Here is a 19,580-nt window from a genome sequence, read left to right as displayed (position 1 = left end):
CGCTTTATTAACGTTAGTTGTTCTTCTTTATACGTTAAATTGCCATGGGGTGCCAGAGATTTGGCAACGGCCTGTTGCCATATTGCGGGGGCGCCGTAAAAAGGGGCAACCTGAAGTTATGGTCAAAAGTGGCTCTAGCGCTTATTCAGCAAGCGCAAGCAGCTATTGGTTTGATAGTGTTTTTGCTTTGGGGTAACCCAGTTTTCTACCGCCAGCCCTTCCACACGGCAAAACTCGCGCGCGTTGTTGGTCACCAGCACCCAGCCTTCGGCACGCGCGTGGGCGGGGTTCAGAAGGCCTCGCGCTCTTGAGGGGGCGTATCGGCGCGGCCTGTTTGCATGAAGTCGGCAGGCATGTTGAAGGACTCCTCCGATGCAGCGCGCGCACGGGCGTTCAGGATCAGGTTGATGAGCGCAAACATGCGATGAAACAGGTAGTCCACCTCGGCAGGCTGCAGGGGGGTTTTGTCTGTCTCGAAGTGCCGTATGTGAAACTCGTTCCCGATTTTTGTCAGCGCCCGGGCCTCTGTTTCCACAAGCTCTCTGAACCTGCTGCCTGGCAAAGCGACGGCATCCAGCATGGCTTGGGCGGACTCTCCCTTGTTGCCGCCCGCAAGGGTTTTTAGGCGTTCCCACCCGTCCCACAGCTTTTCGATGGCATCGTTACGCGCGGATGGTGCGGGATCTCGGAAGCGTTCGCATGCCAGTTGCAACAAGTTATCAAGGGTGACGTCACCGCTCTGGGGGATGCGACCAATGGCCTGGGTCAAGATGGATGGAACTTGGCGAAGCTCACTGAGCCTGCGTATGTCTCTGAGAAGCGGCTCCAGAATCTTGGCGTGGAAAACGAATACGTGTGCTGACAGAGAACTTCCAACATGGAAGTGGCTGTGCACAAAATTCAGAAAATCGACTTTCTTGGCTGCAATGTATCGGCAGAGTGCTATCTGCATCGACACCCGCTCTGCGCGGTCGTGGGGCCAGTTCAGATGCGCTGAGCCAACATGCGAACCTGCTGTGGCTTCAGCACGCTGCAACCAATCGTCGAAATCGACTGTTGGGAGAGCCTCAGACAAAAAGCTTGCCAATGGCTCGCGGTCGAAAACCGCCACCAGCCGATTCAGTACGTGCGCCGCCTCTTTGAACTCTGCTTGTTGGAAGTCGGCCTTTGCGTCTTCCATATCTTGAAAAGCGACGGTGAGAGCCGAGCTCGCGGCCAATTCGGTTTGCGTCATTTCAGGCCTAGCTTTTGAGCTGCCCACTCTTTTCCGGCTTCGTTCAGCATGGACTTCCAGTCCGTAAAGCTGGATATGGAACGAATGAACGCGTCCCACTCTTCGTCGGGGATGGCTGCAAAATCTTCTGGGGTTTCGATCTTGAAACCGCTTGCCTGGTACATCTCGTCAGCGGAACCAAACGGTGTATGACGCAGCAGGAAAGCAGGCGTGAGGACTTCACCGACGGGTACTGACTGTTTGTTTATCGCCTCGGCCTTCCTCTGCAAGTCGTTGAGCTTTTTCATTGCCTCGTCGAGGCCAGTGATTTTGAACATTCGACGCTCTCCACATCAGTTAAAAATTCCTGTCTCAGCGTTGTCGCCGTTTACTGCACGCGCGCTTTTTGCCCGGCACGCACCACGGCCAAGAGTTCGGACTTGAGCCGGGTGAGGTAGGCATCCACCTCAGCCTCGGTTTCCAAATATGGCTGATTGGAGAACTCGGCAGCGCGCACCACGCGGGTTGTTTTGGGGGCCGGTGCTGGACTTACCAAAGCGTTGGGCTGGCCGGTTTGCAGGGGCTGGGTGGTATCGCCGGGGCTGGCCACCCTGGGGGTGGTGGGCTTGGCGGCAGCAGCGGCCACGGCGGCTTCGATGAGGGTGATGGCCTCGTCCATGGCGTCGCCGCCTTGGCTTTGCAGGTACAGGATTTGCGCAATGCCGGTGAGGCCTGCAATGCGTGCCTTGAGGTCTTGCAAGGGTTTGAGGGCCTTGTTGGACAGCTCTGGGGTGGCGGCGGCAGTGGCATTGAGCTGCTTTTGAACGACGGCCAGCTTTTCGTCGATGGAAAGCAGGGCTTTTTCTCGCTTTTCCTGCGCCAGTTGCTCGTTGACGGAGGCGACCGTAGCCACCAACGGCTCGATGCGGTTGACCAAGGCGTAGGGCTGGGGGTTGTCGCGGATCTGAGTCAGCTCTGCCAGTGCCGTTGCCGCCTGGGGCACCTTGTTCAGGGCTTCGCGGTTGTCTGCAAACTGGCTGAGAGCGGCCAGCAGCTTGCGCCAGGCGGTGATCTGGGTTTTGTAGAAGTTGACGAGGTCGTGGATGTCGTCGGCAGCGTCTTGCCAGTCGTCCTTGGCGGAGAGCAGCGCCTCGATGAAGGCAAAGCTGTCGCGGATGGCGAGCTGCTGGCCGATGCGGGCCAGTGCTGCATCAATGGTGGGCTTGCCCGGATGGTGGGGGGTGGCGGCGGTGAGGGCGTAGCTTTTGAGGTCTGACTGCCAGTCGCCCAAACGGGTGCGGTATTCGGCCACCAGGCTGTCTTCATCTTCACGGCCCAGTTGGCTGAACAGGTCTTTGTATAGCTCGCGCGCGCGGCGCAGGGTGGTGGCGTCGGCGGTTTTGCGCTTCAAGATGGAGACTTGCTTGAAGCGGGCGGATTTGGTGAGCGGGTCGGCGGCGCTGGCGGGGTCGAGGTCACTGCCTTCGAGCATGAGCTTGATCTCGCCCGCCATGAACAAGCGGGCGACGAGCAGCACCGTTTCCCACTCAGGCTTCCAGCCCCAGGGGATGCCAGCAAAGCGGTCCACCACGTCGGACAGCAGCACGCGGGACTGGCTGGCGGCCAGTTGCAGGTAGTCGCGCAGCTCTTGCACCGCCAGGGGGTTGCCCGCTTCGCCGTTCAGTGCCAGGGCGTGCTGCGCCAAGTCGCCTGCGCTGAGCACGGCTTTGATTTCTGCAATGGGGTCGGCCTGGCGCACCTTCAGGTAGGGCAGCTTGCTGTAAGTGTTGGTGATGAGGTAGTTGAGCAGCTCATCGAGCACGGTGGCCGGGCTGCTGGCCTTGATTTGCACCGGCTGGCCCAGGGCGTAGAAGTCGCCAGCGGTGATGAGTTCAGACAGCTGGTGCACCAGGCGCTGGCGGCGTTCGCGGTTTTCATCCTTGCGGTCGGCCAAGATGCGTTTGAGCGATGGCGTGGCCTGGTCGGCCTTGGGGCTGACGATGTATTTTTCGATTTGCTGGTAGGTGGCCAGTTCGATGTCGAGGCGGTCGCCCTCAGCCAAGCGCACGAGGGCGCGCCCGGCGCCTTCGCTGCTGCGCAGGATGCATTTGGCGCTGTGCAGTTTGTCGTAGTCGTCGCCCAGCGGGGTGAGCACTTCAAAGCTGAGGGCATGGCTGGCCTGGCGCCAGGGCGCGCCGTCGAGCAGGCGGTTGAATTCGTAGTCTGACTTGGTATCGCGGTGGCGTACCTTGGTCTGGCTGCCCAGGATTTCATCGAACACGATTTCGGCCAGCAGGCGGGATTTTTCTGCGGTGGATACGTCCACATGGCCAATCTCGCGGGCCACGTCGCGCTCTTCATTGGTCAGAAAGAACCACTGGTCGCCGTTGCGGCTGACCAGCCGTTGCTGTTCAAGCCGTGCCAGGCTCTCTTGAATCTGGCGCTTGAGTGCGAGCTTGTCGGCGTCGATCTGGTCAATGCACAGCGTGGCAAGGTTGTCGATGTTGGGTTTGACGATGTCGGGGATGTAGCGAATCAGAAACATCGCCTTGAGCAGCTGGCTGTCGTACGGCTGCAGGGCCGGGTTGAGGGGGGCCTCGTCGATGGAGCGCTTGGCCATGCCGTCGATGAAACTTTCGATGGACGGATAGAAGTCGTACAGCGGCACCAGCACGTCGATGCCTTTGGGGGCGTTGCGCACGGCAGCCGACTGGAAGGCGTCGAGCAATGAGCGTTCGCCGCGCGAGAGGTGCTTGCCGGTGGCGCCCACTTTGCGGATGGTCTCAAAGATCTTTTGCAGCAGCGTGAACTGGTACGGCGCAAAGGGGTAGCAGGCGACAAACTCGGCAGCGTCTTTGTAGCCGCGCAGGCTGACGGCATTGCCGACAAAGCTGAGCTGGTTGTTGATGACATCGCCCTTGCCAGCAAAGGCATCGCGCAGCAATACATGGGCCGCCTCGGTCTTGGAGAGCAAGCGTTCGCCAATCACTTCGTCGGTGTTGCTGCTTGCCAGAGACAGCCGCGTATGAAAACGCCCCTGAATCTTGGAGAAGTCTTGCGACTTGGCCTTGTTCGCCTCGCCAATGGCGGCGTCGATGTCTTCTTGGCTAGTGACGATAACCCAGGCACGGCCCTTGCACTGCGTGCCCAACTGCTCGGTGATGGTTTGCAGGCTGAGCATGAGCTGCGAATTGGCACCGATAAACTGACCCACCTCATCCACCAGAAAGATCACCTTGTGGTTGGCAGGTTTGGTAGCAAGGTAGTCGTTGACGACCTTGGCAAAGCTTTCGATGTTGATGCGAAAGTCATCGCGGGCACGGTCAAACCACTGGCCAGCAGACTCGGACGTCATCTTGAGAGCTTGGGCAAGCGCCACCACGATGTCGTCACGCAAGAAATCCACGGCGTCGCGCTCTTGCTCCCAGGTGCTGCCGTTGGATGCTGCAAAGGCGGCCTTGAAGACATCGAGAGCGCCCTTGGAGACCAGGTGGCGCTCCATGTCGGCGATGTGCGGAGCGTCGCCCGAGTAGCCTAACTTTTCGTTGAAGACGCGCAGGAACACTTGCAGGATGGCGTCGCGGTCTGTTTTGCTGTCGGCCTTGGCGTCGATGTTGAACAGGATCACATCAGCGGTGCCCTGCACGGCGCGTTGAATGTCGGCCTGCAGCATGGCGTCTTTGATCTTGTGGTGATCGAAGAACTGGGCGGCGCTGCGCTTTTCTCCCGTTTCGGGGTTTTGCGCCTGCAGGTTTTCCAGCAGGTACGACAGTATCTTGATGAAGTGCGATTTGCCCGAGCCAAAGAACCCGCTGACCCAGACGCCCATGCGGTCAGTGATGGCCGCGTCATGCGGACGGTCGATGGCGGCCAAATAAGCGTCAAAGAATCTGCGCAGGTATTCGCTGATCTGCTTGGTGACGACGTATTCCTCCAGCTCTTGCCACACGCTGGCTGCGTCCATCTGGTCGGCTTTGATGACGCCGTTGATGGGGCGGTCGATGGGCTTTTGGAACAGGTCGCGAATGATCATGGGACTGTGATGGGATGGGGTGCAGCGGGTGAGCGAAGACGGAGGCGCGAACTCAAGTGGTTTCGGGAACCAGGCGGAAGGCCCGGTAGTAGTGGTCTTCGGCCAGCGTGTTGAACAGGCGCAGCGAGTGGCCATCGTACCGGCCCGGAAAGAACATGAGCAGTGGCGTGTTACCCATGATCGGGTGCAGTGCAGAAAGCAGCGTGTGGGTGCGCAGCATGGGGTAGACGGCGCCCACGCCAGTTAATACGAGCAAATCCAGTGCAGCGATGTCATGCAGATATGCAATTTTTTGGGCCAGCTTGTCTTCTTTGAGCACCGAGCGCAGAGCGGCCAGGGCACCATCGTTGCCTTTGGTTTGCTGCATGGCGATGGCTTTGTCGAGCAACTTGCGCTCTTCCAATAACTCCGTCACCAGAGTCAACAGATCGACTAAAGCGCAGCGAATGGCTGGTGACTGCTTGCCCAGGGTGGGAACTACGGTGCCTGAGAGGAAATCCCGCACATCCATTTCACGGTCAGGCGGGTAGTCGAAGATCCAGAAGCCAATTTCGTTGCCCAGCCCCTTGCTGTCGAGGAAATCTCGCGAGGTGATACGCGGCAGGATCTGATTCAGGCGTTCTTCAAGGCTCAGCGTCATTGCGCGCGCTCCAGGCATTCGAGGACATAGGTTTCATGGCGTTCACCGAGGTAGCGCCGCACATCGGGGTGCAGCGATCGGGGGGTGAGTCGCATGCTGCGGGCATTGTCCAGGTATTTGGCCTCTGCAAGCACGCGAACAATGACCTGGAACAGCTTGGCCCGCGTGGAATCTGTCCACTGTGCAACTGCAGGGTCGTAGTGGGCGCATTCGGCCAAGAAGTCTGGCCAGTCTTGCGGCGCCAGAGCAGGTTCGAGCCGTCGCTGTCGCAGGGCGTAGACAGTGCGTATGAAGTCGCCAAGCAACGGGCTGTGCTTGATGGTGGCAGCGAGCAGCAACTGAATTTGCACTTCGCTCTCGCGCTCGGCGATCAACTTCCAGCCCTGCGCATCCAGCGTCGTCAAGCGCTTGCGGATCAGCGTGGCCTGGCGCCGTGCCGTGGCGGGGGTCTTCTTTTGCAGAATGTTGTCGATCTCGATGGCATGTCGCCACGCGGCCTCGTCTGGCTGCGTGAGCAACAGCGCAGCGATGCGCTTGCTTTCGAGCGGCATGAGCGATCCAGCGGAGATTTCTGCGTTGTAGATGGGCACAAAGAATCGGTGATTGAAAAAGCGCTATTGTGAGAGTGCCGTAGTGTTCAGATGGGCGCCATGACGCTCATTTTCTGGGAGGCGTCACAGTATGAAGGGGCTTGCTGCGGAGAACGGCTTGCCCGGACGGTGCGCCCAGATCTGTCTTTTAGAGTTCGAAGCGAGAGCCCCGTGGCTCGGAAAGACAGAGCCACGGGGCCACAAACACTACCCCATCAAGTCAGAAATATCGGCCGTCGTGCCGTCCCCGTTACCCGCTCCCATGGAAAAACACAGCTCCACCCCCTTCTCCCGCAGTGCTGCAAGAATCACCTCCAGCACAGACGAATCGGCAGATGCCGCGGCGCGGCGGGCAATACCACGCTTGCCCTTGGCGCGTGCTTGCATCGCAAGCTTTGCTTCGGCCGCAGCGATTTCCGCTTTCGCCAGTTCTTTCAGCTCACGATTCTTGCGCTTGACTGTCGATAACACATGGCAGTGATCGAGCAACTCCGCCGGGGGCACAACCAGCCGATCAAGCGACAACAAGTCGCTCAGCCCAGGGATCGCCATGCGGCAGTGCTCCTTCCAAGGAATGTCAATGTCAATGCGCAGGCGGTCCTGAATGCGGCGCTTGATCGGCGACTTCTTCCACTCGCCTGACTGGAATTTCGGGTGCCGATTTACGGGCTTTCCCTTCAGATACCAGTCGAGGACAGACTGCTCGCGCTCACCCAGCCCCTCCATATGGCGCTTTTGAGGCTTGTTGACCCGATAGTCCACATCCACCTTCAGCAACTTGCGCAGCCAGTTGAACTCGCGCTCGCAGATCTCCTTACCCTTGGTGCCCCGCCAGGCCTGAGGGTCATCGAGACCGTTGGCAACCAGGTAGTTGGAGTTCAACGTGATTTCAATGCGGAGCAGGCTCTGACCCAGCGTATAGATTTTCTTCGCCACCTCAGGAGACTCGAAGGAAGAGTATTTTCCGGCCTGATTTCGATCCTTGATATAAAACAGCGTCGAGCGATGATCCGTCTTGTTGATATACCAAGACTCGCTATCCCCAGATCCTGCAAAGCCGATCTTCTTCGATGCCTTTTCGGATTGGCTGCGTGGCGACTTCAAAACAATGCCTGCGTAGCGCTTGAGCCGCTTCAAAAGAGTTCTAGCCTGTTTTGCAGACTCAAACTGCAAACAAAAGGTTAGCGTGATCTCCTGAAAGCTGCAGTGCTCCACCCGGATGGTCTTCACATAGCTCGGGCTTACCCCCTTCTTAATCAATAAGCGTTGCAGCGTATAGAGACAGGTAGGCGCCGAATAATATACGAGGTTGTGCATAACCACATTACTCCCAACAAGCATTGCTGGGTGATTTTGCGAAAAACCATAGGCACACACCTCATGCACCGCGTTGGTAATCGCTGTAATCTTGTTTTTGGCAGTGGTCAGTCCACAAATGTCACCCTCCACGGACTTAAGGGTAAGAGCACGCTTTTCATCAATGATGAGTAAGTGCTTTGCGGGAAACAGGATGGGCCCATGTTCTGGAAGAACTTCTGGAAGGCGGATGATCAGTTTTTGGGAATCAGACATAATTATTTAGTAAGTGTTGACGTTGACCATTTGGCTTCCCATGGATGTCCATGATGAAAAGTGCAGTGTTGCCCTACTCATATGCTCGACACTCCATTGCTTTGCCATTTGGTCACTTGATTTGTTTACAGGATTGGTTAGGTTTAGCTGCTCAACTATTGGTTGGTCATAGCTACTCAATTACTACAAAACAGTGCATTTGCGTGGTGCTCGATCTCGTCAACCGACCCTATAAATGCTCAAAAACAAGCGCTTTTTTGACGTCAATGTGGTTTTTATTGACGTCATGCTCAGTTGATAAATCCTCGTTTTATGCCGGGGCAGAACCCTTCCAAAGCGAACCTGAATTCAGAACATTGCGCAACGCGCCCACATTCCAGACCGAAATTCGGCTGCCCAGCTTTTTAGGAGCAGGTAAAGCGCCAGATTTGCACAGCCGCCAGACGGTCGCGCGGGATACTCCCAGCAGCATCAGCACCACGGGGAGGCGAACAAAAGCCTCATCGGGAAGGCCGCTGAAGTTGCGCAGGGGATCGGGAAGGGCAGGAACAGACCTCATGCATCCCCGCGACGGCGCCGCTTGATCAGTCACTACAGCCAGCATCTTTTCGTTCATGGACGAACTCCATCAAAGTGCTACGGGCAGAACGCAACATGCGCATGCCCAGCTGAAAGTCTTTACATTTCTTTTTTTGGAATGTGATCAACTCCCCGCAAAGCCGCGCCAATGCTGGCTTTGCAGACTATGCGATGTGCGCCGAGCTGCGTCTGATCTGACGGTGCGCAATGCAGCGCGCGCAGTCGAGAGGAAGAAGGTAAACGGCAGCTTGCGCCGTGACTAAACCGAGAGGAAAGAGGAAAATGGAAGCGAAGACGCGACACCAGTTCGGAGGAAAGAGGTGCACCCGGTGCCGTGCTGGTGTACAAACAAGGAGAGGAACGAGGCGCCACTGATGACGCAAGCGGCACGAGGAAAGTGGCGGCACTCACTCTTGGCGAGCCCTTTCAAAGGCGAAGCCTATGGCGGCTATCAGACGGGTAAAAGCTCAGCTTATCTAATACCAAATAAATCAACCAATCGTCATACCCATGAGAAAGCATGAAATATTATCAAAATTGCACACAAATTGGACTTGCGATTTCTTTATTGAATTAGTTTCAAAATATGAAAAACCCAGGGGCAACTCTGCGAATCCTGATATTGAACCAAAAAATAAAAAAGCACCCAATAATATAGCGGGACTTTTGGGCCTGCAGAAAATTAGATCCACTTCGATTAAATCAAAAGGCGAGCCCAAAACAAGAGAAATAGTTCAAAATGCACTAGCGAACGAAGCTCCAGCAATTAAGCCCGAAACAAATCTTCATAAAATAGTTTGGTACAGAATATGGCTTTATCTTGTTCTTCGCGGCGTACTGAATAAAGATTATTTCACTGAGCACTACACCGGCTGGAGAGAATCAAAGGGATCGAAGTATTTTGAAGTTTTATGCATCACCAAAAATGAAGCAACTAACCAAAAGTCAACTCCCATGGATATTTTTCTGCTGCGCGGCATTCCATCAAAAGAAGAAATGGATACCCAAATTGAATTGATCGCTCCCCTAATTTCACATCAACCAATCAAGAAAACAACCAAGAAGGGCATCATCGAAGTAATAGGCAGAAAAAATCTCGGAGAAATTAAACTAGCTATAGATAAGGCAATCAATTCAGGAAAAATTGCGGGACTTAGAAAATCCACAAGAAAAAATGCTCGACATAAGTACAGTGGAAATAGAGCCGATCTTTATCGAGAACTGGTAAAAAAATATGGGTTAAAAACCAAAGAAAGCATTTTCACAAGAGGGGTGTCGGAGTTTGTTGAAACAAAGGCGAAATAATTTATTAAGTTGCGCCTGTCAATTAAAATGCGCCTTCTCAATTTTATTCACACATATAACCAATAAATATCCGTGAATTAGATTGGCAAAGCGACGGGCTCCGTCATTCTGATATGAATTGCTTTTCTGCGCGCTTTTCATTTCTGGTAATTTTCCTGATTTTACAAATTGAAAACCAAATGGAAATATTTTCGCAATATCGCTGATATTGACGACCAAAATCTATAATGCCGGCATTGTGATATAATGCCACTGAGTTAATATTGGTTTTTGATGGCTTGGTTTGATTTGGCAAGCTGTCGAAAAAGCAATATCAACTTTCTTCCTGCCTGCATGCCCGGGCCTATTTCCCCCATTTGATTCCACCGAACGCCGTGCCACCACGGTGGCTCGCTTGCGCGCCGCTGTCGCCATGACAGCACGCTTGGCGCAGCCGTGGCCGTGGTCATCGCTGTGGTCGTGGCGGGATGGCGATGTATCGCGTCAGGGTCTGTAGCGGGAAGGCGCGAGTGCACCGTCGCGCTTTGCGTGGTTCGGTGCTTCGCACTGGGCGCAGCGCCCGTCCCTTCCTTTTCTGTTTTTCTTTTCAGGAGCATTTCCATGACCTCTTCGCCTGGTCAGGCCGCTGCATTGGCGCGCTATGAACAACAACGCCGCCCCTTATTTCCCTTGGGCCAAGTGCTGATCACGCCCGGTGCGCTCGACATGCTCGAAGCACTGCAGCTGGCACCGCTGCCGTTTGTGCTGCGTCACGTCGCTGGGGATTGGGGTGACCTGTGCAATGAGGACAAGCAAGCGAATGCTGCAGCTCTCACGTATGGCAGCCGTGTCCTGTCCGCCTACGACATCCCGCCAAACCACCGGCTGTGGATCATCACCGAGGCCGACCGGCGCTCGACCACCTTGCTGCTGCCGGAGGAATACTGAGCCATGCAGCATTCCTACCATTGCCACCCCCGGCTGGGCGCTGGCATGCACGGTCCCATGGTGGGCAACCAACGGCTGCATGTGCGCCAGGGGGAGGTTGACGCCACGTGTGGCTACCACTGCGTTTTGATGGCTTTGATGGTGTTTGGCCAAGTACGGCGCAATGCGCTGATCTGGGACACCAAGGATGCGAGGCTGGTGGCGTTGCGCAAAGTGGCGCAGCGGTACTACTTTGATGGCTGCGAGGTCGAAGAACTCCAGCAGCAACTGGCCCCCTATGCCGAGCGCGTGCACTGCAAGGAAGTGCGCTCACGCGTGATCGAACGCACCTTGGATGCCCTGGAAGAAGGTCACCTGTGTTTGGTGTGCTTTTCTACCGAGCGCTACATGCACTGGGTGTTGGCAGTGGGGGTGCGCTGCGAGGCGGGGGAGCGCAGCGATTTGCTGGTGCTGGACCCGGCCATGGCACCGATACCGCTGGTGCCGTGGAATGCCATGCTGACCGGCTGGGCGAGCAAGCAGCCACGGCGTGTGGTGGCCACGTTCAGTGAGCGCGTGAACATCGACGCCGTGCTGGTGCTGTCACCTGTGGCGCAGCCGCAAGAGGACGAGTAGCCCCGTTCGGCTCGTTCCTCCTTTCGGTTTTTCTCTCTCCTTTTCTTTTCTCAACTTCCGCTTTTGGTCGCGCCGAGCTTTGTGCAAGGTGCCGCTGCTGCATGGGCGGGAGCTTTCTATATGGCGTTTATTTTCGTTTTCGCTTCTTTCCTTGGAGGGTATTCCTCATGCTCGACGATTCCTTGACGCCCGAGCCGTTTGAGCGGTTGTTGACCGCACTGTTGGAGTTTCCAGCGCAGCAGTCACACCGTTCGCAAATGTCGAATCATGAAACCGGGGATGGCGCAGCGCAGCTGCTTTTGGAGCTGATCGACACGGCGCTGCACACACCACCGGCGTGGCCGCAGCGCATGGCAGCGGTGAGGTACTTCTGCAAACATGCCCGACCCCGCCTGGGCTTGGATTCCTTGCGGGATCTGCAGGCCTTGCTGGAGCAGTACCTGCAAAGCGACGAAGGCGATGCCGAGCTGGCTCGCCTGCTTTGGAACGTAGAAGCCCGGGAGCCTGTGCGTGCGCTGCGCGTGTTGGTGTGGTTCATGGCGGCGTACGGCATCACCGAGCTGGTGCAGTGGCATGCGTGGATGGGCACCGCAGGGTTTGAGGAGGCCTTGCGCGAGTCGCTCGATACGCTGGGCGCTGTGGCTGTGGTGCTGTTGTGGCAAGCCAAGTCGGGGCGAACAGACCATGCTTGGGTGCTGAGGTTTGCCCGGAGGGCGCTGGGGCGCTCGGTCAGCGAGGGCCACGCCATGCTAGCGTTTCGGGATGCGGCCGAGGCGATGGGAGTGCCGCAACTGGTGCTGGCGCGGCAGGTAGCTCAGTTGGAACGGGCAACGATGGGCATTGACGATGCCCCGGGCCTGCACGTGTTGTGGTGGCAGTGTGTGGCTGAAGCATTGCAAGCGCATATCGCCCAGGAGCAGGGCAACAGCGATGAATGGCGCGTCGAGCTGTCACCAACTGCGGCTTTGCGCTATGCCGAAGCGGGCGTGGTGCTGGAGCCGACGGCACGGGCGCTGCGAGCCGATGTGCCAATGGCCACGGCGATGCGACTGGGCCAAAACAGCTGGGCGCAGGGATTGAGGCTTTGGCTGAAGATTGAGGGCGAAGGGCGGCTGTCGGCTGCGCACCAAGCGGCGATTGCCGAGCGGTTTGAGGCGGCAGGGCACCAGGCGCCGCAGCTGCGGTACGTGAATGCTGTCAGCGGCGAACGCGCCACATGGCTGGCGACATGGTACTGGGAAGAAACCGTGTGGATGTCCCGCGACATGGCGGTGACCGATGTCAGGCGCTGGGCGCAAGATACGGCGCTGAACGCTGCCGAGCACTGGTTGCTGATGCGCGGCATGGTGGCGCTGGCGGGAAAGCCGCTGGAACCTGCTGCCGAGCTGGTGGCTGGTGATGTAAAAAGGGAAGCCACCAATGAAAAAAAGTTCTAGGACCGGGGGCTCTAGAACTTCTTCATGCTGGTAATGCCACTTTCTATGCCTTGAATTGGCTGAAAGCAACCGTATAACCAGCCGTATAACGATTTGATGACTTGCTAAAAAGCCGTTTAAAATCAACAACTTATAGCGGTATCTGGCGGAAACGGAGGGATTCGAACCCTCGATGAGGCTCTACACCCCATACTCCCTTAGCAGGGGAGCACCTTCGGCCACTCGGTCACGTTTCCAATCCAGCTATTATGCCTCATTTTCGAGGCAATTCAGGCTCTCTCAGGCGGCAGGCTGGTCGAGTTCGAAGGCCTTGTGCAGGCTGCGAACAGCCAGTTCCATGTATTTTTCGTCGATGACCACCGAGGTCTTGATTTCGGAAGTGGAAATCATCTGAATGTTGATGCCCTCTTCGCTCAAGGTGCGGAACATCTTGCTGGCCACGCCCACATGGCTGCGCATGCCGATACCGACAATGCTCACCTTGCAGATCTTGGTGTCGCCTGCCACTTCTTGCGCGCCCAGTTCGGGCAGCACTTTTTCCTTGAGCAGTTCGACCGTACGCGCATAGTCGTTGCGATTCACGGTGAAGCTGAAGTCGGTCTTGCCGTCCTTGCTGACGTTCTGGATGATCACGTCGACTTCAATGTTGGCGTCAGCCACCGCGCCCAGGATCTGGTAGGCGATGCCTGGCTTGTCGGGCACGCCCAGCACCGAGATCTTGGCTTCGTCGCGGTTGAAAGCGATGCCGGATACGACGGCTTGTTCCATTTTTTCGTCTTCCTCAAAAGTGATCAGCGTGCCGGACTTGGCTTCTTCGTTGATATCGATGTCCCAGGGCGTGAAGCTCGAGAGCACACGCATGGGCACCTTGTATTTGCCCGCAAACTCGACCGAGCGGATCTGCAGCACCTTGCTGCCGAGGCTGGCCATTTCCAGCATTTCCTCGAAGCTCACCGTTTGCAGGCGACGTGCCTCGGGCACCACGCGTGGGTCGGTGGTGTAGACGCCATCCACATCGGTGTAGATCAGGCATTCGGCGGCTTTCATGGCGGCTGCCACGGCCACGGCAGATGTGTCGGAGCCACCGCGACCCAGCGTGGTGATGTTGCCTTCGCTGTCGATGCCCTGAAAGCCCGTGACGATGACCACCTTGCCGGCGTTCAGGTCGGCACGTACACGCTGGTCGTCAATCGACTCGATGCGCGCCTTGGTGTAGCTGCTGTCGGTGCGGATGGGAACCTGCCAGCCCGCGTAGCTGACCGCCTGCATGCCTTCGGACTGCAGCGCAATCGCCAGCAACGCTGACGAGGCCTGCTCGCCAGTGGCGGCCAGCATGTCCAGCTCGCGGTGGTAAGACTGCATGGCGCGCTCGGGCGCCAGCTCCTTGGCCAGACCGAGCAGGCGGTTGGTTTCGCCGCTCATGGCGCTGGGAACCACCACCATCTGGTGGCCGGCCCGCGCCCATTTGGCCACGCGCTTGGCAACATTGCGAATGCGCTCGGGAGAGCCCATCGAGGTGCCGCCGTATTTATGAACGATCAATGCCATGGGATATTGGGGGTGACGAAACTGGAGCCGCAGCGCGGGTTGGACACTGTTTTGGTGCGCCGCCGTTTTTCGTGCCGTTGTTAGACCAAAACCTTGGGATTGTACCAATCGAGCTGCGCCCCCGATCGCACCACGAATCCCCGTCCTACCTTGATGTGAATGCGATGGCCGCGCGTGCTGCAGGCGGCCAGCTGGTCCAGCAACTCCTGCAGCTGCGCGGTGGTGGGCGTGGTGGCATGCGCCATACGCAGCCAGTGGCGCAGCAGGTTGGCCTGGCGTGCACGGCTCAGCGCGCGCAGGGGCGCAAGTTGCGGGGGGCTGCCCACCTGCAGCAGGTCTTGCTGCGCCAGCTCCAGCAACAACGCGCTGGCCTGGGCAGCGTGGCCGGCCGACCGCGCAAACGTATCCCGGAAGGACGGAAATGCGGCCTCCAGCGCCGGCAGCAGTTGCGCCCGGATGCGGTTGCGCGTGAAGCGCTCGTCGGTGTTGGTGGGGTCCTCCACCCAGTTCTGCCCTTGGGCGCGCAGCCAGTCGCGCACCTGCGCCCCCGCCACGCGCAGCAAGGGCCGGTGCCAGCGGATACCGTCCCGCTCCCAATAGGCGGGCATGGCAGCCAGGCCCGCCACGCCGGCGCCGCGCGACAAGGCCAGCAACAGCGTCTCGACCTGGTCATCCGCATGCTGCGCAAGCGCTATTGAATGAATAGCATCTAGCGCTTGACTGGATTGGGCTACATCGTCAAAAGCCTTGTATCTGGCCTGGCGCGCGGCATCTTCGGGGCTCTCGCCCGGGGCGTGGCGTCCGTCGACGCGCCGCACGGTAAGTGGCACCTGCAGGCGTTCGCACAACGCTTGGCAATGGCGCTCAAAATCGTCGGCGGCGGCTTGCAGGCCATGGTGCACATGGATGGCATGCACCTGCCCCGGCCATTTTTGTACGCAGGCCAGCAGCAGCGCCGTCGAGTCGGCACCACCACTCAGCCCCACTGCCAACGGCAATGCAGGCGAAAAGGCGGCGATGGCAGCGTCAAACGACTGCGTCATTGCGCGCCCTCATCCATCCGTGGCCCCGATGCGACCGCACCAATGCAAAGGCCCCTTGCGGGGCCATGGCACGGGGCAGGCAGAAGGCTGCAGCCTTCGCCACAACGGGTTCAGCGGCTTTCGGCCTTGGTGTCAGTGAATCGGCCATAGCTTTGGAGGCGGTCGTAGCGGCGATCCAGCAGGTCTTTGGTCTTGAGGTCGGCCACCTGGCGGAACGCGTCGCCCAGGGCGCGCTTGAGGAATGCAGCCATCTGCTTGGGATCGCGGTGCGCGCCGCCGACGGGCTCGCTGACGATCTTGTCCACCAGGCCCAGGGCCTTGAGGCGGTGCGCCGTGATGCCCAGGGCGTCGGCCGCTTCCTGGGCCTTGTCACTGGTCTTCCAGAGGATGGAAGCGCAGCCTTCGGGGCTGATGACCGAGTAGATGGCGTACTGCAACATCACCACCTGGTCGCCCACGCTGATGGCCAGCGCACCACCGGAGCCGCCTTCGCCAATGATCGTGGTGATGATGGGCACTTCAAGCTGCGCCATCTCGAAGATGTTGCGGCCAATGGCTTCTGACTGGCCGCGCTCCTCGGCGTCGATGCCCGGATAGGCACCCGGTGTGTCCACAAAAGTGAACACGGGGAGCTTGAACTTTTCGGCCGTTTTCATGAGGCGCAGTGCCTTGCGGTAGCCCTCGGGCTTGCTCATGCCGAAGTTGCGCATGGCGCGCTCCTTGGTGTCGCGGCCTTTTTGCTGGCCCAGCACCATGCAGGCGTGGCCGTTGAAGCGCGCCAGCCCGCCCACGATCGACAGGTCGTCCGCGTAGTGGCGGTCACCGTGCAGCTCGACAAAGTCGGTGAAGATGTCGCGCACGTAGTCGAGCGTGTAGGGGCGCTCGGGGTGGCGGGCAATCTTGGTGATCTGCCAGGGGCTCAGCTCGCTGTAGATGTCCTTGGTGAGCTGCTGGCTCTTCTTGCTGAGCTGGTCGATTTCTTCCGAGATATCCACCGCGCTCTCGGTCTGCACGTAGCGCAGTTCTTCGATTTTGGATTCGAGTTCGGCAATGGGCTGCTCGAAATCCAGAAAGGTCTTTTTCGCCAACGTATTTCTCCTTGGGTCGCGCCCTCAGGGCCTCTGGTGCGAGGCCTGTGTTGCAACCGATTCATGACTGATGAAACGGGCCTCAATAGGCCACAGGCAACGGATCGAGCGATCTCCAAATATACCAAGTCGCCACACTGCACCAGGGTTTCCAGGCCTCGGCCACCTCGCGGGCATCGCTGCGGCTGACCGGATCGCCCGAAAAATAGTTCTTGCTGATGCCGTTGATCAGGCCCACATCGTCCAGGGGCAAGACATTGGGCCGCATCAGATAGAAGATCAGGAACATCTCGGCCGTCCAGCGGCCGATGCCGCGGATGGCCACCAGTTCGGCAATGATGGCCTCATCGTCCATCGACGTCCAGTCCTTCACATGCAGCTTGCCCGCATCGAAGTGCAGCGCCAGGTCCACCAGGTAGTCCACCTTGCGGGCAGACAGCCCCGCCGCGCGCATGTCGTCGATCTTGAGCTTGAGCACATTGCCCGGCTTTATGCTGCGCGGCAGTGCGGCAAAGCGCTCCCACACGGTTTGCGCAGCCTTCACCGAAATCTGCTGCCCGACAATGCTGCGCGCCAGCGTGGTGAACGCATCGCCGCGCGTTTGCAAGGCCGCGTCACCAAACTGGGGAATCAGGCGCTTCATCACCCGGTCCTTCTTCATCAGGTGCTTGCAGGCCTCGGCCCAGTAGTCGGGGGTAGCCAGCGCCGGGCTGGACGAAACGAGGACCTCGGCCGCTACATTTTTAGAAGCTGCCACTGCTCGCCCCATCTGCCCTGGAGGCGTATTTCATGTTGCAAATTGTCACTGCGCGGCTTCCCAAGTCGTTCCAGCGGCCGAATCCTTGAGCACGATGCCCTGGGCCAGCAGGGCATTGCGGATGCGGTCAGCCTCTGCAAAATCCTTGCCCGCCTTGGCGGCAGCGCGGGCCGCAATCTGCGCCTGGATGGCGGCCTCGTCAAAACCCGCACCGGCCTGCAAGAAGGCCTGCGGATCGCCCTGAAGTAGCCCCAGGCAGCCGGCCAGCGCCTTGAGCAGGCCTGCCAGCTCCGGCGAGCGGGTCTTGTTGACCTCGCTGGCCAGGTCGAACAGCACGGCAATCGCCTCGGGTGTGCCAAAGTCCTCATCCATGGCCGCCTTGAAGCGGGCGGCATGGGGCTCGGCCCAGTCGATGGCCACCTTGGCCGGTGCCACCAGGCTGAGCGCCGTGTACAGCCGCTTGAGCGCCTGGCGCGCGTCGTCGAGGTGGGCATCGCTGTAGTTCAGCGCGCTGCGGTAATGGGCCCGCACGATGAAAAAGCGCACCGTCTCGGCGTCGTATTGCTTCAGCACATCGCGGATGGTGAAGAAGTTGCCAAGCGACTTGCTCATCTTCTCGTTGTCCACGCGCACGAAACCGTTGTGCACCCAAAAGCGCGCCAGCGGCTTGCCCGTGGCGCCTTCGCTCTGGGCGATTTCGTTTTCATGGTGCGGAAACTGCAGGTCAGCACCGCCACCGTGGATGTCAAAAGTTTCGCCCAGCGTGGCGCAGCTCATGGCCGAGCATTCGATGTGCCAGCCCGGGCGGCCCGCGCCAAAGGGGCTGTCCCACTTGGCTTCGGGCGGCTCGCCCTCTTTGGCGGATTTCCACAGCACAAAGTCGAGCGGATCTTCCTTGCCGTCCTGCACCGCAACGCGTTCACCGGCGCGCAGCTCATCCAGCGATTTACCCGAGAGCTTGCCGTAGCCCGCAAACTTGCGCACCGAGTAGTTCACGTCGCCATGGGGCGAGCGATAGGCCAGGCCCTTGCCTTCGAGCTGGCCGATCAGCGACAGCATCTGCGGCACGTATTCGGTGGCGCGGGGCTCGACCGATGGTGGCTCGATGCCCAGCAGGCCGATGTCCTGGTGCATGGCGGCGATCATTTCGTCGGTGAGCTGGCGGATGGTGATGCCCCGCTCCAGTGCCCGCTTGATGATCTTGTCATCAATGTCGGTGATGTTGCGCACATAGGTCACGCGGTAGCCGCTGCTTTTGAGCCAGCGCTGCACCACGTCAAACGCCATCATCATGCGGGCGTGGCCAATGTGGCACAGGTCATAGATGGTCATGCCGCACACATACATGCGCACATGACCAGGTTCGAGCGGGGAAAAATCTTCCAAGGCACGCGACAGCGTGTTGTAGATGCGCAAACTCATGGGATTTCTGTAACGAGAGACTTGATGGGGGGACGGGTGAAGCCAGCTCACCCTGCAGCGAAAGGGTTGGGCCCTGCGAGGGGATGCGCCCAGCCTTGGGCGCCCAGCGAAATCACCAGCGGCAACAGCGCACCGTCATGACAACCCCCTCAGCTACAATCCGCCGAAGTATAAGCCCCGCCCGGCCCCGGACGGCGCGCACCTCCTCCCTACCCGCCATGAAGCAAGTCTGCAGCACCCTCCCACGACTTTTGCGCCTGTTGGCCCTGACCGCATGGCTGGGCGCTGGCATGGCCCACGCCAGCGACTATGTCGAAATCACCCAGTTGCTCAAAACCGGCAAGGCCGCCGAAGCTCTGGGCAAGGCAGACCAGCGCCTGACGGCCGCCCCGCGCGACCCGCAGTTGCGCTTTCTGCGCGGCGTGGCGCAAACCGACATCGGCCAGACCGACGCGGCCATCGCCACCTTCACCCAGCTCATCCAGGAATACCCCGAGCTGCCCGAGCCCTACAACAACCTGGCGGTGATCTACGCCAGCCAGAACCAGCTGGACAAGGCCCGCACAGCGCTGGAGATGGCAGTGCGCAACAACCCCGCCTACGCGGCGGCCCACGAAAACCTGGGCGACATCTACGCCCGGCTGGCTTACCAGTCCTACGCCAAGGCGCAGCAGCTGGAGGCCAACAACCCCGCCGTCAAAATGAAGCAGACCCAGCTGCGCGAGCTGTTCCAGCCCGCGCCTGCCCGTGCCGCGGCCAAGCCCGCAGCCTCACGCCCCTGACCACCGCCTGCGGCAGGGGTTTTGCGGCAA

At 58.9% G+C, this 19,580-nt stretch carries 18 protein-coding genes and 1 tRNA gene; 5 read left to right on the top strand and 14 right to left on the bottom strand.

What is annotated here, in order from left to right; genetic code table 11:
- Positions 1-289: 289 nt before the first annotated feature.
- The 7 genes from CBP34_RS19565 to CBP34_RS06460 form a co-directional block, all read right to left on the bottom strand.
- Positions 290-1,234 carry a hypothetical protein gene (locus tag CBP34_RS19565; RefSeq protein WP_162290893.1) on the bottom strand — a complete coding sequence of 315 codons (945 nt, stop codon included), beginning with the start codon at positions 1,232-1,234 and terminating at the stop codon, positions 290-292.
- Positions 1,231-1,551 (bottom strand): hypothetical protein, encoded by a 321-nt coding sequence (locus CBP34_RS06485; protein ID WP_094097617.1) that lies wholly within the window; start codon positions 1,549-1,551, stop codon positions 1,231-1,233. The genes CBP34_RS19565 and CBP34_RS06485 overlap by 4 nt, the downstream gene beginning before the upstream one ends.
- A gap of 50 nt (positions 1,552-1,601) precedes the next feature.
- Positions 1,602-5,246, bottom strand: coding sequence for a BREX system P-loop protein BrxC (gene brxC, locus CBP34_RS06480; RefSeq protein WP_094097616.1), 3,645 nt, complete (start codon positions 5,244-5,246; stop codon positions 1,602-1,604).
- 52 nt (positions 5,247-5,298) lie between these two features.
- Positions 5,299-5,886, bottom strand: a complete 588-nt coding sequence (locus tag CBP34_RS06475) for a DUF1788 domain-containing protein (RefSeq protein WP_094097615.1) — start codon at positions 5,884-5,886, stop codon at positions 5,299-5,301.
- Positions 5,883-6,476, bottom strand: coding sequence for a DUF1819 family protein (locus CBP34_RS06470; protein WP_094097614.1), 594 nt, complete (start codon positions 6,474-6,476; stop codon positions 5,883-5,885). Before CBP34_RS06470 ends, CBP34_RS06475 begins: the two co-directional genes overlap by 4 nt.
- Before the next feature lie 207 nt (positions 6,477-6,683).
- Positions 6,684-8,048: a hypothetical protein gene (locus tag CBP34_RS06465; protein ID WP_157896443.1), complete on the bottom strand. Its 1,365-nt coding sequence runs from the start codon at positions 8,046-8,048 to the stop codon at positions 6,684-6,686.
- A gap of 310 nt (positions 8,049-8,358) precedes the next feature.
- Complete coding sequence (locus CBP34_RS06460) at positions 8,359-8,664, bottom strand: helix-turn-helix transcriptional regulator (RefSeq protein WP_236748531.1); 306 nt, start codon at positions 8,662-8,664, stop codon at positions 8,359-8,361.
- A gap of 473 nt (positions 8,665-9,137) precedes the next feature.
- Here CBP34_RS06460 and CBP34_RS19380 point away from each other — a divergent pair, with 473 nt between their 5' ends.
- Positions 9,138-9,932: a hypothetical protein gene (locus CBP34_RS19380; protein ID WP_157896442.1), complete on the top strand. Its 795-nt coding sequence runs from the start codon at positions 9,138-9,140 to the stop codon at positions 9,930-9,932.
- Between the two features lie 257 nt (positions 9,933-10,189).
- Here CBP34_RS19380 and CBP34_RS19560 read toward each other — a convergent pair whose 3' ends face one another.
- Complete coding sequence (locus tag CBP34_RS19560; protein ID WP_162290898.1) at positions 10,190-10,534, bottom strand: hypothetical protein; 345 nt, start codon at positions 10,532-10,534, stop codon at positions 10,190-10,192.
- Between CBP34_RS19560 and CBP34_RS06455 the strand changes: the two genes are divergently transcribed.
- From CBP34_RS06455 to CBP34_RS06445, 3 genes are all read left to right on the top strand, one after another.
- Positions 10,533-10,859 (top strand): type I restriction endonuclease subunit M, encoded by a 327-nt coding sequence (locus CBP34_RS06455; RefSeq protein ID WP_094097612.1) that lies wholly within the window; start codon positions 10,533-10,535, stop codon positions 10,857-10,859. The two genes, CBP34_RS19560 and CBP34_RS06455, sit on opposite strands and share 2 nt — an antisense overlap.
- 3 nt (positions 10,860-10,862) lie before the next feature.
- Positions 10,863-11,474, top strand: coding sequence for a hypothetical protein (locus CBP34_RS06450; RefSeq protein ID WP_094097611.1), 612 nt, complete (start codon positions 10,863-10,865; stop codon positions 11,472-11,474).
- A 167-nt stretch (positions 11,475-11,641) separates the two neighbouring features.
- Complete coding sequence (locus tag CBP34_RS06445; protein ID WP_094097610.1) at positions 11,642-12,910, top strand: hypothetical protein; 1,269 nt, start codon at positions 11,642-11,644, stop codon at positions 12,908-12,910.
- A gap of 143 nt (positions 12,911-13,053) precedes the next feature.
- Here CBP34_RS06445 and CBP34_RS06440 read toward each other — a convergent pair.
- The 6 genes from CBP34_RS06440 to cysS all read right to left on the bottom strand — a co-directional run bounded on the left by CBP34_RS06440 (position 13,054) and on the right by cysS (position 18,768).
- A tRNA-Ser gene (locus CBP34_RS06440) sits at positions 13,054-13,146 on the bottom strand.
- A 43-nt stretch (positions 13,147-13,189) separates the two neighbouring features.
- Positions 13,190-14,458: an aspartate kinase gene (locus tag CBP34_RS06435; RefSeq protein ID WP_086911926.1), complete on the bottom strand. Its 1,269-nt coding sequence runs from the start codon at positions 14,456-14,458 to the stop codon at positions 13,190-13,192.
- 80 nt (positions 14,459-14,538) lie between these two features.
- Positions 14,539-15,501, bottom strand: a complete 963-nt coding sequence (gene tilS, locus CBP34_RS06430; RefSeq protein ID WP_094097609.1) for a tRNA lysidine(34) synthetase TilS — start codon at positions 15,499-15,501, stop codon at positions 14,539-14,541.
- A gap of 110 nt (positions 15,502-15,611) precedes the next feature.
- Positions 15,612-16,589: an acetyl-CoA carboxylase carboxyltransferase subunit alpha gene (locus CBP34_RS06425; RefSeq protein WP_094097608.1), complete on the bottom strand. Its 978-nt coding sequence runs from the start codon at positions 16,587-16,589 to the stop codon at positions 15,612-15,614.
- Between the two features lie 82 nt (positions 16,590-16,671).
- On the bottom strand, positions 16,672-17,358 hold the full coding sequence (locus CBP34_RS06420) for a DNA-3-methyladenine glycosylase family protein (protein ID WP_418134707.1): 687 nt from the start codon (positions 17,356-17,358) through the stop codon (positions 16,672-16,674).
- Between the two features lie 33 nt (positions 17,359-17,391).
- Positions 17,392-18,768 carry a cysteine--tRNA ligase gene (gene cysS / locus CBP34_RS06415; protein ID WP_094097607.1) on the bottom strand — a complete coding sequence of 459 codons (1,377 nt, stop codon included), beginning with the start codon at positions 18,766-18,768 and terminating at the stop codon, positions 17,392-17,394.
- Between the two features lie 218 nt (positions 18,769-18,986).
- On the opposite strand from cysS, the gene CBP34_RS06410 reads away from it, so the two are divergent.
- On the top strand, positions 18,987-19,550 hold the full coding sequence (locus CBP34_RS06410; protein WP_157896441.1) for a tetratricopeptide repeat protein: 564 nt from the start codon (positions 18,987-18,989) through the stop codon (positions 19,548-19,550).
- Positions 19,551-19,580 lie beyond the last annotated feature (30 nt).

The organism is Acidovorax carolinensis (assembly GCF_002157145.1).
Lineage (GTDB): Bacteria > Pseudomonadota > Gammaproteobacteria > Burkholderiales > Burkholderiaceae_C > Acidovorax > Acidovorax carolinensis.
Note: the sequence above shows the minus strand (reverse complement) of the source record. Positions and strands in the feature narration are given on the sequence as shown.

What these genes read in the sequence shown, in the direction of transcription:
- CBP34_RS06455 (WP_094097612.1), top strand. Translation starts at nt 10,533, where the DNA reads ATGACCTCTTCGCCTGGTCAGGCCGCTGCATTGGCGCGCTATGAACAA.
- CBP34_RS06460 (WP_236748531.1), bottom strand. Translation starts at nt 8,664, where the DNA reads ATGAACGAAAAGATGCTGGCTGTAGTGACTGATCAAGCGGCGCCGTCG.
- CBP34_RS06475 (WP_094097615.1), bottom strand. Translation starts at nt 5,886, where the DNA reads ATGACGCTGAGCCTTGAAGAACGCCTGAATCAGATCCTGCCGCGTATC.
- CBP34_RS19565 (WP_162290893.1), bottom strand. Translation starts at nt 1,234, where the DNA reads ATGACGCAAACCGAATTGGCCGCGAGCTCGGCTCTCACCGTCGCTTTT.
- CBP34_RS06450 (WP_094097611.1), top strand. Translation starts at nt 10,863, where the DNA reads ATGCAGCATTCCTACCATTGCCACCCCCGGCTGGGCGCTGGCATGCAC.
- CBP34_RS06485 (WP_094097617.1), bottom strand. Translation starts at nt 1,551, where the DNA reads ATGTTCAAAATCACTGGCCTCGACGAGGCAATGAAAAAGCTCAACGAC.
- brxC (WP_094097616.1), bottom strand. Translation starts at nt 5,246, where the DNA reads ATGATCATTCGCGACCTGTTCCAAAAGCCCATCGACCGCCCCATCAAC.
- tilS (WP_094097609.1), bottom strand. Translation starts at nt 15,501, where the DNA reads ATGACGCAGTCGTTTGACGCTGCCATCGCCGCCTTTTCGCCTGCATTG.
- CBP34_RS06420 (WP_418134707.1), bottom strand. Translation starts at nt 17,358, where the DNA reads ATGGGGCGAGCAGTGGCAGCTTCTAAAAATGTAGCGGCCGAGGTCCTC.
- CBP34_RS06410 (WP_157896441.1), top strand. Translation starts at nt 18,987, where the DNA reads ATGAAGCAAGTCTGCAGCACCCTCCCACGACTTTTGCGCCTGTTGGCC.
- CBP34_RS06445 (WP_094097610.1), top strand. Translation starts at nt 11,642, where the DNA reads ATGCTCGACGATTCCTTGACGCCCGAGCCGTTTGAGCGGTTGTTGACC.
- CBP34_RS19380 (WP_157896442.1), top strand. Translation starts at nt 9,138, where the DNA reads ATGAGAAAGCATGAAATATTATCAAAATTGCACACAAATTGGACTTGC.
- CBP34_RS06465 (WP_157896443.1), bottom strand. Translation starts at nt 8,048, where the DNA reads ATGTCTGATTCCCAAAAACTGATCATCCGCCTTCCAGAAGTTCTTCCA.
- CBP34_RS19560 (WP_162290898.1), bottom strand. Translation starts at nt 10,534, where the DNA reads ATGGAAATGCTCCTGAAAAGAAAAACAGAAAAGGAAGGGACGGGCGCT.
- cysS (WP_094097607.1), bottom strand. Translation starts at nt 18,768, where the DNA reads ATGAGTTTGCGCATCTACAACACGCTGTCGCGTGCCTTGGAAGATTTT.
- CBP34_RS06435 (WP_086911926.1), bottom strand. Translation starts at nt 14,458, where the DNA reads ATGGCATTGATCGTTCATAAATACGGCGGCACCTCGATGGGCTCTCCC.